The organism is Psychrobacillus mangrovi, assembly GCF_037104765.1.
GTDB classification, from domain to species: Bacteria; Bacillota; Bacilli; order Bacillales_A; family Planococcaceae; genus Psychrobacillus; species Psychrobacillus mangrovi.
This window is the reverse complement of the sequence record NZ_JBAWSY010000002.1, coordinates 12185-28115: the sequence shown is the minus strand read 5'-3', so window position 1 is coordinate 28115 and position 15931 is coordinate 12185. Positions and strand designations below refer to the sequence as shown.

General features: G+C 36.5%; 13 protein-coding genes. 12 read left to right on the top strand and 1 reads right to left on the bottom strand.

All coding sequences use genetic code 11. From position 1 onward, the window contains the following. The first annotated feature begins 180 nt into the window (after nucleotides 1–180). On the top strand, nucleotides 181–1680 hold the full coding sequence (locus tag WAX74_RS03300) for a class I adenylate-forming enzyme family protein (protein WP_336496727.1): 1500 nt from the start codon (nucleotides 181–183) through the stop codon (nucleotides 1678–1680). Between the two features lie 83 nt (nucleotides 1681–1763). Here WAX74_RS03300 and WAX74_RS03295 read toward each other — a convergent pair whose 3' ends face one another. After that, complete coding sequence (locus WAX74_RS03295) at nucleotides 1764–1964, bottom strand: hypothetical protein (protein ID WP_336496238.1); 201 nt, start codon at nucleotides 1962–1964, stop codon at nucleotides 1764–1766. 846 nt (nucleotides 1965–2810) lie between these two features. On the opposite strand from WAX74_RS03295, the gene WAX74_RS03290 reads away from it, so the two are divergent. From WAX74_RS03290 to WAX74_RS03240, 11 genes are all read left to right on the top strand, one after another. After that, the gene (locus tag WAX74_RS03290; protein ID WP_053590397.1) at nucleotides 2811–3104 is read left to right on the top strand and encodes a WXG100 family type VII secretion target; all 294 of its coding nucleotides are present in this window, start codon (nucleotides 2811–2813) and stop codon (nucleotides 3102–3104) included. A 177-nt stretch (nucleotides 3105–3281) separates the two neighbouring features. Continuing rightward, nucleotides 3282–3521 (top strand): ESX secretion system protein YukD, encoded by a 240-nt coding sequence (gene yukD / locus WAX74_RS03285; RefSeq protein ID WP_336496237.1) that lies wholly within the window; start codon nucleotides 3282–3284, stop codon nucleotides 3519–3521. Nucleotides 3522–3534: 13 nt separating this feature from the next. Continuing rightward, nucleotides 3535–4710 (top strand): type VII secretion protein EssB, encoded by a 1176-nt coding sequence (gene essB / locus WAX74_RS03280; protein WP_336496236.1) that lies wholly within the window; start codon nucleotides 3535–3537, stop codon nucleotides 4708–4710. Between the two features lie 37 nt (nucleotides 4711–4747). Beyond that, the gene (essC, locus tag WAX74_RS03275) at nucleotides 4748–9226 is read left to right on the top strand and encodes a type VII secretion protein EssC (protein WP_336496235.1); all 4479 of its coding nucleotides are present in this window, start codon (nucleotides 4748–4750) and stop codon (nucleotides 9224–9226) included. Continuing rightward, on the top strand, nucleotides 9223–12069 hold the full coding sequence (gene esaA, locus WAX74_RS03270; RefSeq protein WP_336496234.1) for a type VII secretion protein EsaA: 2847 nt from the start codon (nucleotides 9223–9225) through the stop codon (nucleotides 12067–12069). Before essC ends, esaA begins: the two co-directional genes overlap by 4 nt. Beyond that, nucleotides 12059–12571, top strand: coding sequence for a type VII secretion EssA family protein (locus WAX74_RS03265; RefSeq protein WP_336496233.1), 513 nt, complete (start codon nucleotides 12059–12061; stop codon nucleotides 12569–12571). The genes esaA and WAX74_RS03265 overlap by 11 nt, the downstream gene beginning before the upstream one ends. Before the next feature lie 25 nt (nucleotides 12572–12596). Beyond that, nucleotides 12597–12950, top strand: a complete 354-nt coding sequence (locus WAX74_RS03260) for a YwqH-like family protein (protein WP_336496232.1) — start codon at nucleotides 12597–12599, stop codon at nucleotides 12948–12950. 18 nt (nucleotides 12951–12968) lie between these two features. Beyond that, entirely contained in the window at nucleotides 12969–13271 is a 303-nt protein-coding gene (locus tag WAX74_RS03255; RefSeq protein ID WP_336496231.1) for a YwqI/YxiC family protein, read from the top strand. Next, the gene (locus tag WAX74_RS03250) at nucleotides 13268–14839 is read left to right on the top strand and encodes a ribonuclease YeeF family protein (RefSeq protein WP_336496230.1); all 1572 of its coding nucleotides are present in this window, start codon (nucleotides 13268–13270) and stop codon (nucleotides 14837–14839) included. Before WAX74_RS03255 ends, WAX74_RS03250 begins: the two co-directional genes overlap by 4 nt. Nucleotides 14840–14859: 20 nt before the next feature. After that, a complete protein-coding gene (locus tag WAX74_RS03245; protein ID WP_336496229.1) occupies nucleotides 14860–15624 on the top strand; it encodes a hypothetical protein in 765 nt (254 codons plus the stop codon). A gap of 17 nt (nucleotides 15625–15641) precedes the next feature. After that, the gene (locus tag WAX74_RS03240; RefSeq protein WP_336496228.1) at nucleotides 15642–15848 is read left to right on the top strand and encodes a hypothetical protein; all 207 of its coding nucleotides are present in this window, start codon (nucleotides 15642–15644) and stop codon (nucleotides 15846–15848) included. Nucleotides 15849–15931 lie beyond the last annotated feature (83 nt).

The following is a 15931-nucleotide window of genomic DNA, read 5'->3' as shown; positions in this document are numbered from 1 at the left end:
TTTGATTTTTTTTATTTGTCCAGTTGTGTTAGTGGTCCCCGCCACCTCAAACACCACTGTAACAAACAGCTTCCTCTCAATACTTTTATTTTTGCAAAGTTGGAAGTATAATAGCTTTAAATGATTAAATTTTCAGATAATATAAAACTGTTCATATTACACGACAAAGGGGTTTGGGATATGTTTGTTTCTGAAAAGTTGGCAATGCATGCTGTAAATCAGCCTGAAAAAGTTATTACGAAGTTTGAAGGAAGAGAAACGAGTTATGCAAAGTTTTTTGAACAAGCGAAGCGTTTAGCAGGGTATTTTCAAGAAAAGGGATACAAAAAAGAGGACATTATTGCTGTGTACTTAAATAACTCCGATTACTTTTTAACTTGTTATTATGCTTGCCAGCTTGGGGGATTCACCGTGTTGCCAGTGAATACGAAGCTAACCGCTCCCGAGGTGGAATATATTTTTAAGCATTCCGAGGCGAAGGCACTTATTTATGATGTTGGTTTTAATTCTGTATTAGAGGAAATTAAAGATACGTTTGATCAGTTTGAAGATTATTTGCGAGTGGGAGAAGATAATAGTTTAGTAGTAGTTTTAGAAGATGAATCGATTCAATTCACCGAGACGCCTATTCAACCAGAGGATACGACAGTTATTTTTTATACTTCCGGAACAACCGGAAAGCCAAAAGGGGTTATGTTGACAGCTGCAAACGTTAAAGCGACGGCAGAGATTTGGGGGGAAGCAGTGGGGTATGCGGAAAGCGATCGTGTACAAATTGTCACTCCTTTATTCCATTGTGCCGCTAGTCATGTTTTCTGTATTCCTGCAATATATGCAGGAGGGACTATTGTAATTGAAGAAGCTTTCTCACCTGATAAAGCGCTCAATACGATGGAAAAAGAAGATATAACTATTTTCTTTGGGGTACCAGCAATGTATATGATTTTATTGAATACTCCTAAAATGTCTGAACTTAAGCTTCCTCATTTACGACTCTTTACATATGGAGCAGCCCCTATGCCATATGAGTTAGTTCGAAAAGTGAAGTCGTTATATCCTAATGTGAAGGTGCAAAATCTATACGGACAAACAGAAAACTCACCGGCAGCGTCAACATTGAGAGATCACTATGCGCTTGAAAAGGTTGGATCTGTTGGAGAAGCTTTACCTCAGACAGAGCTTCAAGTGGTGGATGAATTTGGCCATCCTCTTCCGATCGGCCAAGTAGGAGAAATTGTGGTAAAAGGTCCACAAGTAATGAAAGGCTATTTGAAAAATGAAGAGGCAACCAGACAAGCGATTCAAAATGGATGGTTATATAGTGGGGACTTAGGTAGATTTGATGAGGACGGCTTATTATATATTGTAGATCGTAAAAAAGACATGATCATTCGAGGAGGGGAGAATGTCTATCCTGTAGAAGTGGAAGAAGTCTTATATCAAATTCCAGAGGTTCTAGAGGCCGCAGTAGTAGGCGTACCCCATAAGGTTTACGGTGAAGTACCAAAAGCTTTCGTTGTAATTAAAGAAGGTCAATCATTAACAGAAGAAGACGTCATATCATTTACTTCAAAACAACTAGCAAAATATAAACTACCTGCAGAGGTAGTAATGATTGAAAGTCTACCTAGAAACGCCAGCGGGAAAGTGCTGAAAAATGCATTGAGAAGTGAAGCATAAGATGAATAGGAAGAAATAAAAACGCATTTCATTCTGTAAGAGAATGAAATGCGTTTTCTTTTGCTGTAAATAATAACTATTTATTAATGCTGAATTTTTACTTTTAAGCTTGTTAACTGGGAAATATTGATAGTGTAATTATTTTCTGTACTAACAAATATACTTCCATTGATAAATTCTCTTTTTGCAGTTCGAATATCTGTATTTGTTTCAAAGGCTAATTCTTTTCCGCCTTGAAAAACTAAATAAAACTTGTACTTCATTAATCCACTGTATTTTCTCAAAATTTCCACTCCTTTACAAATGAAGTATAGCATGTAATTTGGATTATTATCAATGATGCTTTTTTGATTACTATTACCTAAAAAATAATAAATTGGAGATGTATTAACTATCGAATTGATAACTTTTTAAGAAGATTAATTCCAATATAAAATACCTATTTTAACGTAATATTCTGAATTATTACAAGTGCCTGGCACCTGTAATATTTCTTTTTTTATAAAAAATTACAGTTCCAAGTATCTTTATGTTGAGGTATTTATTGGGTGTGAAAGTTTATAAAATGAATCAAAAGTAATGAAAACAACAATTAATTATATATATTTGATATTTCACGAGAAATGAAAGACGGTTTAGAAAAATATTTAATAGATAAATTCAAATATTTTAATTTAGGGACAATAGTCTATATGATGATAGTTCTATTCGGAAAAATAAGACTGTTTTGATTTCTTTGACGGAGGGAAAATAGAGTGTTATTTATTATATTAAGGAAAAGTAAGGAAATTTATTTTCTAATAATTCCCATTACAACTATTACAAGAATAATATATTTATTTTTCAATTTAGGTTTATCCCCTAATTTTATGGGGGATGAAAGTATTGGGATGTAAGCCGAAAGTTGGTAGTTGAAAAGTAATGCAATGTTTCTCAACATTCTAGGTTAAGTTCTTCAGAAATAGTTGAAATTAACTCCTACAAGTTCAGAGATGTTGAAAACACTAAGTTAGGAATATCTGTTAGTATAAGGCGATTTTTCTGTTCAATCATCAAAGAACGGAGGATTGCTTTGGAAGACAGTTATTTTATAAATTTTATTAAATTTTAAAACAAGGGAGATGTATGGAATGTCAGGAATTATTCGCGTAACACCTGCTGAGCTTGATGCTATGGCTGGACGTTACAACCATGAATCAAGTGAGGTTGCTTCTCAAATTGGCCGTCTAGATGGAATGATCGGAGAGCTTCAATCAATTTGGGAAGGTGCTTCTAGTGCAGCCTTTGCTGAGCAATATGAAAGATTAAAACCTCATTTTAATGAAATGCGTGAGCTTTTAAGTGAGGTTGGTGTCCAATTAAGCCGTGCAGGTCAAGCGCTACAAGACGCAGACCAACAAATTGCAGGACAAATTCGCGGTTAAGTTGTTCCGTTTTAGTTGGGATAAATAAAGAGCGTGTTCCTCATTGGAAGACGCTTTTTCCTTAAGAATAAAGATTGTTCCTACTTTCATTTCACTCCACCATCCAACTGTACGTACAAAACACAAGAGCCAGTAAGTTAAATAAATTAGTGTCGCTTTTTAAGGGAGGTACGAATTATGTATATAGAGATTACTGTTGATCTTTCGAATTATGAGAGTAATGTAATCGATTTGAGGCTTTCCAATTATTATACGATGAAAAAAATGATTGATATCGCATGGCAAGCTAATTCAATTTCCAGTATTCCGCGTGAAGGCCATTGGGTTCGAGTAGTTAATAAGGATAAAATCTTCCCAGGGCACCTGACGATGGAAGCATGTGGGATTACGACTGGTGATCGTATTGAAATCATTTGAAGGAGCAATATAAATGGCGACTAACATACATACATATTTGAAAAATAGGATCGGAGCAGAAATCAATCAAGAAGAAAATAAAACTACTTTTGTATTCCAAAAGGAACGAGTTGGTTTTAAAAGGACTTCTGAGATTATATTTCTGAAAGAAGTTAATCCAAAAATCACGAAAGACATTGTCATTACAGATGATGAATTAATCATTCAAGCAGAAATTCCTAGTACCTTTAAACGATTTAATGAAATCCATATGGAAGATGAAAAATCTAGATGGATGTTCGCCTATCAGTTAGTTGAGAAGGTTCATTCCCACCCATATCCACGCCTCAATCTCATTGTCTGCCCAGAAAATACTGTATATAGCCGAGGGATGGAACCTCTCTTCATTTATTATGGAGTGCAAGGTAGCCTTCCCCCATTTGAAAAAAATGAAGAACGGGTTTGGTTAGAGACGAAAGCAGTTGCAGCTGCTGCAATTGATGGATCCTTCACATTTGAAGAGTACTTAAAATATTCAGAGATTCTCGAGTTAAAAGAAATCGGTTCAACGATCATGTCGATGCAAGATAGCCAGTCGTTACTAAATTACATTAGTGAACAGCTTGAACAGCTTGAATTTAGAGAAAGAGAGAATATCAGACTGCCACGTAAAAAGTGGAAAATTACAAAGGGTCTATCTATTTGCTTTGGTGTTTTATTACTTCCTGCAATCGTATTTACGATTATTTATTTCATTCATGAAAAACCTAAAAATGAAGCATATACGCTTGGTCATGAATATTTTTTAGGGCAAAATTACAGTCAAGTTGTAACCGAACTCAGCCCTTATAGTGTCAAGTCCATGCCGTATGTTGTTCTTTATGAACTTGCCTATTCATCCGTTACAAATGAGCGCTTAGACGAGGAACAAAAAGAGAATGTGCTTTCTAATATAACACTTCAAACAGATGCGGATTATTTGCAATATTGGATTTATATAGGTCGTGGAGAGGCTGAAAATGCAGTAGATTTAGCACGCGCCATGGAAGATGGAGAGTTAATTACTTATGGATTATTGAAAAGACGTGAAGAAATCAAAGCAGATCAAGGTCTTACGGGAGAAGAAATTCAAACACTTGTAGAAGAAATAGATAGAGAAGTAGAAGAATATGAAAAACTGATGGAAGAAGAAGAGGAATCCGATAACTAAGTGAAAAATAACAACGGTTTGAAAGAAGGTGTGTCAAATGTTGCAGCTATGGGCTTTTTACGGGGATGACTATCAACGGTTAAATTGGGAGGAAAATGATTTAACTTCACTCACAATCGGACCTGGTATTGAGCATGATCTTACCATACTGTCCTACCCTTTTACTTATGGGCCAATAACAGTGGAGAAAAATGAAAACAAGTATTATGTCCATGATAGCAATAACAGTCTAGGAGAGATTAGTGAAGCAAAAAGCATCACTATAGAACAACGAGAGCGTGTTCTTCGTTTATATATATCCTACACACCTCTTACATCTAAGACATACTTTATCGATTATGAAAATGAAATATCCTTTAATTGTAAGCTAGAGAATGCAACTTTCCAAAGAAAAGAAGTGCAGTTTCCAGAAGTGGAGTTTGGACATTTTTCACTAAATAAAATAGAAGCCGGCTGGATCATTAAAAAAGAATTTAATTGTCCTTTATATGTAAACGGTAGACGTTGCGAATCTAATCATGTTTTGCAAAAAGGTGACGTCCTACAGTGGGCGTTCATGGAAATGAAGCTAGTAGAAAAGGATATGCTGGAAGTCGTTTCTTCCGTAAAATATGAAACTATTCTTCCCGAGATAGAAGTGCCAAAATCGGAGATACTCAATATATATCCGGAGTATAGAAGGACACCTCGGATGATTTATGATGTACCTAAAGAGAAGGTCTCCTTATCCTTCCCAACGCAAGAAAGCGATGATAATGGTCGAAGTCTTTGGTTAATCATTGCTCTACCACTCGTTATGTTAATTGTAATGGGTGTTGTAGCAATTTTTATTCCAAGGGGAACCTATATTATTATTTCTGTCACTTTGTTCGTATTAGTTTTAATAACATCTACTGTTCAATACTTTAAAGATCGAAAAAAACGAAAGTTAAATGGGGAGAAGAGGCGCCGAGTATACACTGCTTACTTAAATAATATGCGCCAAGAGCTTTATGAGCTTTCTGAAAAACAAAAGTTTGTATTAGAGTATCATTTCCCTTCTTTTGAAGAAATGAAACAAAGGACGAAGCAGTTGTCTAGTCGGATCTGGGAAAGAACGTTGGATAGTCATGACTTTTTGGAATTTAGACTTGGTACTGGTGAAGTTCCTGCGAGCTATGAAATTACCCTATCATCCGGTGATATTGCGAATAGAGAAGTAGATGATCTTCTCGAACAAGCGCAACGAATGGAAAAAGTATATAAAGAACTTCCAAATGCGCCGATGACTACACGCTTATCAGAAGGAATACTAGGTTTGATTGGGAAAGAATCAGTTATTAAGCGCGAGCTACAGCAAATCATTGGCCAGCTTGCTTTTGCGCATAGTTACCATGATGTAAGATTCATTTACGTTTTTAACCATAAAGAATACAAAGATATTGAGTGGATGAAGTGGTTGCCACATTTTACACTACCTTATATGCATGCAAAGGGTTTGATTCATAACGAGGAGACTCGCGACCAGTTGCTGTCGTCGCTATATGAAATAATTCGGGAGCGTGATGCCGATGAAATGAAAGGGAAAATAAAATTTGCTCCCCATCTCATTTTCATCGTTTCTGATTATACCTTGCTAGCAGAGCATGTCATACTCGAATATTTAGAACGAAAAAACACTAAAGACCTTGGAATATCCGTCATTTTTGCCGAAACAGCACAAGAAAGAATGACCGAAAATGTTCATACACTAGTCCGTTACGTAAACGAACGAGAAGGTGATATCTTAATCGATGCTGGAAAGGCACTAGAAAAACAATTCCATTTGGATCAGTTCGAACAAGAGACGAATGAACGTTTTGCTCGTACCCTAAAAACGCTTAATCATCAAATAGGTATGAAAAACTCTATCCCAAACTCAGTAAGCTTTTTGGAAATGTTCGGAGTGAAGGATGTAGAGGATGTACCGATAAGCCGTAATTGGAGGATCAATGAATCAGCCAAGTCTCTTGCTGTCCCAATCGGTTTCAAAGGGAAAAAAGAACTCGTTCAATTGAATCTTCATGAAAAAGCGCATGGACCTCATGGTTTACTTGCTGGTACGACTGGATCGGGGAAAAGTGAATTTCTTCAGACATATATTTTATCGCTGGCGGTTCATTTTCATCCGCATGAAGTAGCATTTCTACTGATTGACTATAAAGGTGGGGGTATGGCACAACCGTTTAAAAATATACCTCATCTTTTAGGTACGATTACAAATATTGAAGGTAGTAAGAACTTTAGTATGCGTGCACTTGCTTCTATTAATAGTGAACTGAAGCGTAGACAGCGTCTGTTCGATCAGTTCAGTGTCGCACATATTGATGATTACACGACACTTTTTAAAGAAGGAATGGCGAATGAGCCTTTGCCGCATCTGTTCTTAATTTCGGATGAATTTGCTGAGTTAAAAAGCGAGGAACCTGAATTCATTCGTGAATTAGTGAGTACAGCCCGTATCGGTCGAAGTCTAGGTGTTCATCTGATTTTGGCAACACAAAAGCCTGGTGGAATCATTGATGAACAAATTTGGAGTAATGCGCGTTTTCGTGTTGCATTGAAAGTGCAGGATGCATCCGATAGTAAAGAAATATTAAAAAATGGGGACGCTGCTACGATCACGGTTACGGGTAGAGGCTATTTACAGGTAGGGAATAACGAAGTTTATGAATTGTTCCAATCTGCTTGGAGTGGTGCACCTTATATGGAAGAAACGCTTGAAGGAGAAGATGATGTAGCGATAGTTACAGATCTAGGTTTATATCCACTTTCCGATATTGAAACAAATATTAGTAAGAAAAAGAGCATTCTAACGGAAATGGAAGCAGTCACTACAAAGATTGCACAAATTCAAAAAGATTTATCCATTAAAAAGCTGGCTAGCCCTTGGTTGCCTCCACTCGCATTAAGAATAGAAAGTCCAAAAGATTCTGCTGCAAAGCATGCCTTTCCAATAGGAATGATGGATGAACCAGAGAAACAGAGTCAAACGCCGATTGATTATGACTGGAAAAGGGATGGAAATGTAGGTGTTTTCGGTTCTTCTGGATATGGAAAGTCGTACACCTTATTAACGATGCTATTAGGGATTAGTGATAAATTATCTCCAAGTGAAGCGCATTTTTATCTATTAGATTATGGGAATGGTTCGTTGCTCCCACTTCGACAGCTCCCACATTCAGCAGATTATTTAACAATTGACGAAGAGTTAAAACGAGAAAAGCTAGTTAAATTAATGAACAAAGAAATTTCCGAAAGAAAAATAGCATTTCAACAAGCAGAAGTTAGCAATATCAATATGTACAATAGACTAACTGCACAGCCATTACCTCTTATTTATATTGCAGTAGATAATTATGATATTATCCGCGAAGAAATGGAAGAATTGGAAGCGCAATTAATTCAATTCGCACGCGACGGCCAGTCCCTTGGAATCTATTTGTTGATCACCGCAACGAGGGTGCAATCTGTAAGACAGTCACTAATGAATAATTTAAAAACAAAAATCATTCATTATTTATTTGATACGAGTGAAGCATATGGAATTGTAGGTCGAGTTCCATTTGATTTGGAGCCTTTCCCTGGAAGAGCAATTATTAAAAAAGAGGAAGTTAAATTTGCACAAATATTCTTACCTGCCAGTGGTTTAGATGATTTTGACGTATTGGAATCGATTAAATCAAAAGTTCAAACTTCATTAGCTAAATATAGCGAGTATGAACTTCCAAAACGAATACCAATGCTACCATTCGAATTAACAACGATCAGCTTCCCTGTTTATTTAGATGACAAAAAAGAAAATGGAATCGTTCCAATTGGTTTAAATGAGGAAACAGTTCGTCCAGTGACCATTAATTTCCATAAAAATCGTCATTGCCTTCTTGTCGGGCAAGTTCAAAGAGGAAAAACAAATGCATTGAAATGGATAATTCAAAACTTAGAAGAGCAGGAAACAGGCTTTATTACGATATTTGATAGTTTTGATCGTGGATTATCCATGTTTTCAGAGGAATCCAAAGTAAATTATTTAGAAACGAAAGAAGCGCTTGTTAACTGGATCACACATATCGAGCAGTATTACATGGATGTCGAAAAAGACTATTTAGAAAGCTTGCAGCAAGGAAACGGAGCTCCAAAATTAGTACTTTCTTATTTCATTATCGATGGGTACACAAGATTTTTACAGGTTGCAGATGCCGGGATACAAGATCGACTCTCCAAGCTGATGAAAAAATATTCTCATTTAGGCTTTAATATCATTGTTTCTGGTAATAACGCTGAAATCACGAAAGGATATGATGCATTTACAAATGAGTTGAAGCTAGTCCGACAAGCACTCCTATTTATGAAGAAATCAGAACAGACATTATATACATTGGCATACGAACGAAAAGAAGCGGAACTTCCGCTAGGATTTGCCCATTATATTATAAACGGGAATTCTACAAAAGTTCTTACCCCGTTATGCAAGATTGAGAGGAAGATCGTTCAATGAAGACGACGGATAAAAGTAAAATGTGGAAAATGATTGCGGGAATATTGCTAATCTTAGCTGTTCCCATCCTATTTTTTCAACTAATGGGTGTAAATATTTTAGATTTAAATACCCCCAATAAGCGAGTGATTGCAATTGTAAATGAAGACCAGGGTCTCTCTAAAGATAATGAAAATGTTGACATGGGAGAAGAAGTCGTTTCCATTTTGGCAGATGGTTCTTCGTATAATTGGAAAGTGATGGGACGTGGAGCGGCTGAAAATGGCTTGAAGTCCAATCAGTATGAAGCAATTGTATACATTCCTTCTAATTTCTCTGAAAATATTATGTCTTATGATCAGCAAAACCCGAAGAAAGCGGAATTCTCTTATCAAGTGCAACGACAGAAAACGGGCGTTCGCAAAGAAAAAGTTCTTTATGAAATTGAATCGGCTACTAATAGAGTGAACGAAAAAATCTCGACACTTTATTGGAGTTATGTTGCACAGGAAATGAACCACATAAGAAAGGGATTCAAGAATATTTTAGGGAAGGAAACAGAATTTTTAACTGCAATGGCGGACTATTATAAACCTGAGTCCGAAACATTGGCTGAAGAAATGAAAAGACAAAAAGAGCAAATGCAAGGATTACTTTCCCAAATAAGTTCTGCAAATAATGGGTATAATTCCCGTATTCAAAATGCAGATACTTTTGGCCAGCAGATGAATGGTTTTATCACATATGTTCAACAATATAAACAATTTCAAGATACTCAAAAGGAAATTCTGCAACAAGTTCAAAACGATAGCTTGGCAAAAATTCATGCTGCAGCAGCAGCCCAAACAGAGCAATTTAATAAATCAGTACAACAATTAGAAGACAGCAATGAAAGATTGAATGAAGAAATAGTAAAAGTAAATGGCATTATTGATGAGAATAAAGCAAAGTTTAATGCCTTATCCGAATTTCGTAAAAGCGAGGTTGATCGACAGCTTGCAGACCTCTTAGTAGTTCAAGGGACAGCGATTGATCGATATAACAATACAATATTAAGCAATCTAGAAAAAGGTATTGCTGCAGGCAAAAGTGGAACTGGTGTACTAGGTATTGAGAGCATAGGTGCTAATCCACAGCTACTAACAACGATTCAGGAGGATATGGCTCGTAAAGCTGCTGTAATTACGGATACTGTCCTCCCGAATATGGAAGAGGAACGTGCGAAGGTAAATGAAATATTATTAGCACTCACTTCCTTAAAAGCGAAAGTAGCTGAAACAGATCAAACCTCTTCTTTGCTAGGTGAACTGGAGAAACTTCAAGGTGAATTAACATCTGTTCAAACAGTTATTTCCGAGAAGGAAACAGTCTGGACGAATGCAAAGCAAGCAGGGGCAGCAGATTATGTTAAAGCTTCAGGTGATTACGCTAGCTTGCTCGAAAGCTACAATTCTATATACAGAGAATATGAATCGGTTCAACAAATATTAAATTCTTATCCTGCAGATACTGCAAAAATTGGAGCAGTTATTAAACAAAAGGAAGAGTCTCTTCTAAAGCATGATGGATTGTCCGTTGAACAGCAAACTAGATTGGAAGAATTATTTACAAAAGGTGCGGCAAATATAGATTTGAATTCGTTGCTTTCCTATTATGCTACCTTGGAACAGTTTGAGTTTACGCTTAATGAGGGTGGGGCAAGTACAAATAAAGACGCACTATTAAAGGATGAAATATTAACAGCATTACTAAAAAATGTGGTAGATATGAATGAAATAGAGCTGGAAAGTTGGACTTCTGTTAGTGATGGAATTCCAGAAACTCAGCTCGGTATGACTGATTTAAGTACTACTTTTGCTGCTATGATGACGGGCTATAAAGAAACAGTGGAACAACAGCACGCTTCCTTAGTAAGTGATTTAAATTCCATCGATCAGCAAGCTAGTTTGCTTCTTCAGCAAATTCAAACTCCTTCAACGATGGGAACAGCAGAACCAGCAGCAACAATTTCAGAAGGAGAAGTAGTAGCGGGTCAACAAAATGTTAGCAATCAACTTCTTTCCTTAAGTGAGATGATTCAGGCTTTATCACAGAAACAAAATAGTTTAGTGAATTACGCCAATGATTTACATGTAAAAGCAGATGGAATAAAAGATACATCAGATGAATTCAGCAACAAGTGGGAAACAAATGTGGATGCTATGTCTGATTTTGATGGGGATATTCAAGACTTTCTTGCAAATACGTATGTGGATGGCCAAGAGAACGGATTTGTGTTCAATCATTTCGTAAATCCGTTGGAGGTTAAAGGGGAAGCAACTTTATCGGAAGAAGGAAAAAAAGTTCCACCTGTTATTCTATTTATCATTTTGCTTATTAGCAGTCTATTAATAGGTTACTTTACGTATCAAATGAAGGATGGAACAATTGGTCTTCGATTAGGATTAACTGCAATACTCTCTATACTTGTCGGACTAATTATTAGTCTTTACAGTATCAATATGTATATTCTAAACGATCAACGAGCAGTAGAGTGGACTATATTTACGATACTCTTGTTGTTGGCTGGCGCCTCAATTATTCGGGCAGCCCTTGAGTTTGGTCAGTCTGCAGGATGGATAGCAAGTGTTGCTTTGATGTGTTTATACATCATTCCACTTCTAATTCTTGCAGTACCGGACATTAAACTTCCAGATGTTTTATCTACCGTTTATATGTCCATAAAATATGAGCCAGAAACAAGTTTTATAGCGGGAGCAGCAATAACAGCAATAATTGCAGTTGTCATGCTAGCAGTCTCTTATTTTATGAATAAAAATAAAAAAATGGAATCACCTAAGGCAGCTGAAGCCTATGAGTCTTAAACAGGTTACTATATTGTTTTGTGTGCTAATGATTAGTTGGTCATTAGCACAGACAACAGCGCATGCAAACGAAGAAAAATCTATTAAAGAATTAGAACCTGTTATTTATGAGAAATTGAAGTTCAAAAAAAATACTGATTATTTGCATGATCGTAAAAAAACAGAAATGAAAAATACCATTCCTGAAAAGCAATTTAATATTTATTTTGATGGAAGAAGAAAGCTTCCAAATCGTAAGGACACTTCCTACTTATTTCAAACTTCAAATAGAGGTGAGAGAAGTACAGTTTCAGCAAAAACTTCTGATTTAAAGCTTTTTACAAATGAAAGCAAAGGGGAAAAAGAGCAGTCTAGCGCATCCCTTAATATGGAGCCAGCAGGTAATAGAACAAGGACATTGATTTTGTTAGCAATCATCGCAGTTGGTCTTGTTACGTTATTTATGGTGTTTATTCCTAAAATGGTTAACACACCTACTTCAAATAAAACGATACGTTCATAAATGCCCGAGAGAGGGGGGAACAGGTTTGTTAGGATATTATTATGCACTTCTTCACAAGAAACAAGAAGAGATAAGAAGACTGAACGAATGTCAGTCCTCACTATCAGATAAGCAGGCTCAGTTCAATGAAAATGAACATAAATGTCTTGAACCAGAGCTTACTACAACTACTTGGCACGGGACACTTGCCACTAGTTTCGATGAAATTCGGGAAGCTGGAATCCATACTTCTTATTTAGAGATAGCAGGAGCCCAGTTTGCAGCTGTGTTTAGTGCGATTGCTGCTAAGATAGCATCACTCCTAGCAGAAATAGCTTCTATTGAGCAAATAATTGCGAATTTATTAGCCGAGGAAGCAAGGGAAAAGGCATCTAAATAAAGAAGGGAGGGATTTTTTATGTCAACAGAAGTGAAAATTGTGTATGCAGACGTGGAAGCCCAATTAGCAGAAATGACAACTGCGAAGGAATCACTGGTACCCACGGCAGAGCCACCTATTACCGGAAATACACTAGATGTTGTTACTAAATTAACGGAGCTTTCCACGAAACTAGAACAGCTATTAACGAAATATCAAACTATTTTAACTACCAATATTCAGACGACGACTAGTTCTGTGGAATTTATGAATGAGACCGATCAAACTATTTCAACTGCTATGCAAAGTACAATTGATGGACCAAAGCAGGTGATGCAATGAAAGTATTAGATGTAAACCCATTTCATGAAGGTTTGCAGCGAAATATTACTCTACTCACTAGACTTGATACAGAGATGAAATCTATTAAGTCTTCTATTGAAGGCCTCGTCGCTTTAGAAGATTCTTTAAAGGGAGAAGGGGGAAATGCAATTAGAGCATTTTATAATGATTGTCATGTTCCTCTCCTACAGTTTTTTGCAACATTTAAAACTAATTTTGATACTACACTCACTCAGATGAAGTCTGCACTTGATGCTTTAGAGCCTGATAGAAATGGTTTTATTCGTCAAAGCTTTTTAGAAGGTGAAGTTGAGGAAGGACTTACGGAGATTTCCCAAGTCACTCGTAATCTAACTGATGAATCAAATACTATCATGGATCAAGTTGCGGATATTGTTGCTCTGCCACATTTGGATGATAGTGGTGTGCAGGATGGCGTAACGAATGCTCGGAAAAAGCGAGATGATACCGTAACGGATTTAAATGAATTTGATTCGACTCAAACAAATGCATTAACGCAGGTAGAAGCAGATTTGCTCATGATGGAACTATGGTTACTTGATATAGAAGGAATGATGAACGACGGCTTGACAGATATTGACTTCCCGGCTGATCGATGGGGAGAATACACCCAAAGTCACCCACTTCGAACGGAGCTAGAGAGTCGTGTTGGAGATACAGACAATGTAGATGCGGAAGGCAAAGAGGAAGAGCCAGGAAATGTTTCTTCAGCAAATCCCCAAGTGAAAGAGTTAAAAACTGTAGTTGATATGGCTAAAAGAGCAAATACTGCTATAACAGGTGGTGTCTCTGCATTTGGAATGTATGTAGCTGGTAAAGAAGGTGGACTAAGCACCTCAAGAGTATTTAATCCAAAAACTGGGACGTATTCGTATAGAATCAATGCTACAGGCAAAGCAATGAGACATTTGGGTGTAGATTTAGATTCTAAAGCATTTAAAGAATTAATGCGTAATGTCCCTAAAGGAAATAAAAAATGGACTCCAAAGCATTATGAAATTGCAGCAAATAATACAGTTACACTTAAATATGGAACAAAGAAGTCAGGACAAAGTGGTTGGTCAGGAACTGGTGATGAGGCATTGAAAAAACATCCTTCACTTGCTTACTGGAATGACCAAGCAACTAATATTCAAAAGGCTAAAACCGTTGGAGCTGCAACACTTAAAGGAACCGAAAAAGCTTTTACTGATCTTGTCGATGTCAAAGGCATGGTATCAAGTGGACCTCTTAAAGGGGCTGGAAAAGCACTTGGTCCAATCGGAGCAGGATTAAGTTATTACAGTAATTATTCAACTGCAGTAGATTCAGGGTTAGATGGTGGAGAAGCACATGCTCATGCAGCTTTAGATACAACGATTGATGTTGCAGTTGGAGGAGCCGTCCAAACGGCATTTACTGCCGCTTTCACCGTTGCCATTCCAATTCCAGGTGTTGGAACCGCAGTAGGTGTGGGCCTAGGTATACTTGCTAATGTTGCATTAAATACTAAATTTGGTAAAGAAGACAAATCAGTAATGGATCATGTAAAAGGATGGTTCCACTAATAAAGAAAGAAGTGACTATAGTGAAACTAAAAGAAGAAAACTTTGAAGTATTAAGAGGTCCGATAGAATCCGGTAGACAAAGTCCGGGAAATCTAGCTTTTGTTCTAATTATTGGTATATTTTTGCAAGCACTCCTATATGCGCTTGAATATTATATGGCTGCTGATTCCACTATTTACCCATATAAGGATGAAATACTTACAGTACATTTTTGGATAACCGTTGTATTAATCGTATTATCTTTGATTTATGCAATTCCTGCGGTATATAAGCGAAGTGAGAAAATGCAGTATCTTCTATCGATTATCGTAACGCAAAATATGTCCTCAATTCCATTTCTAATAATGGCGCTATTTTTAATTGGCAAAGAAGGCGATGGATTAATAGCTACTCCGGATTCACTTCTTATTTTCACATTAATTATTTTATTTATAGGATTACTGGTGTTTTTAGCTACCTTTATTCGTTTTTATATTCTGTTGCAAAAAGGCCATTATAGAAAAGGCTCCAAAAAGGGAGAAATACGAGGACGATTTGAGACTACCTCATATATTCCTGCAGCAACGATTGCAGGTATTGGAATTGTTTTTATTATTCAATACATTGCTCGAAATTCGGCCATCGATGATTTGAATATGATGATTCTTATAGTCGGGGGGATTCTCACATTTTTTGTCATGCTTTTCATACTTCCAGAGCAGCTTGTTATTTTATATTGTAAACAACGATATAAAAGCTTTAATTTTAATGAGCGCGCTTATTTAAACAAGCAGCAATTCAATTGAAGTGGAGAGTGCTTTCCATGCTTGGGAAACTAAAGGAAGAAGATTTTGAAGTACTTAGAGGTCCTCTTGAATCAGGGAGACAGAGCCCAGGGAGTTTAGGTTTTGCTTTGATACTATGTATAATATTACAGCCGTTGCTCTTTGCTTTAGAGTATTTTGTAGCCGCCGATGCAACTATTTTTCCTTATAAGGACGAAATACTGAGAATTCATTTTTTTGGATAACAGTTGTACTTGTTATATTATCTTTAATTTATGCAGTTCCTGTTGTATATAAAAAGAGTAGTAAAATGCAGTGTTTTGTTACT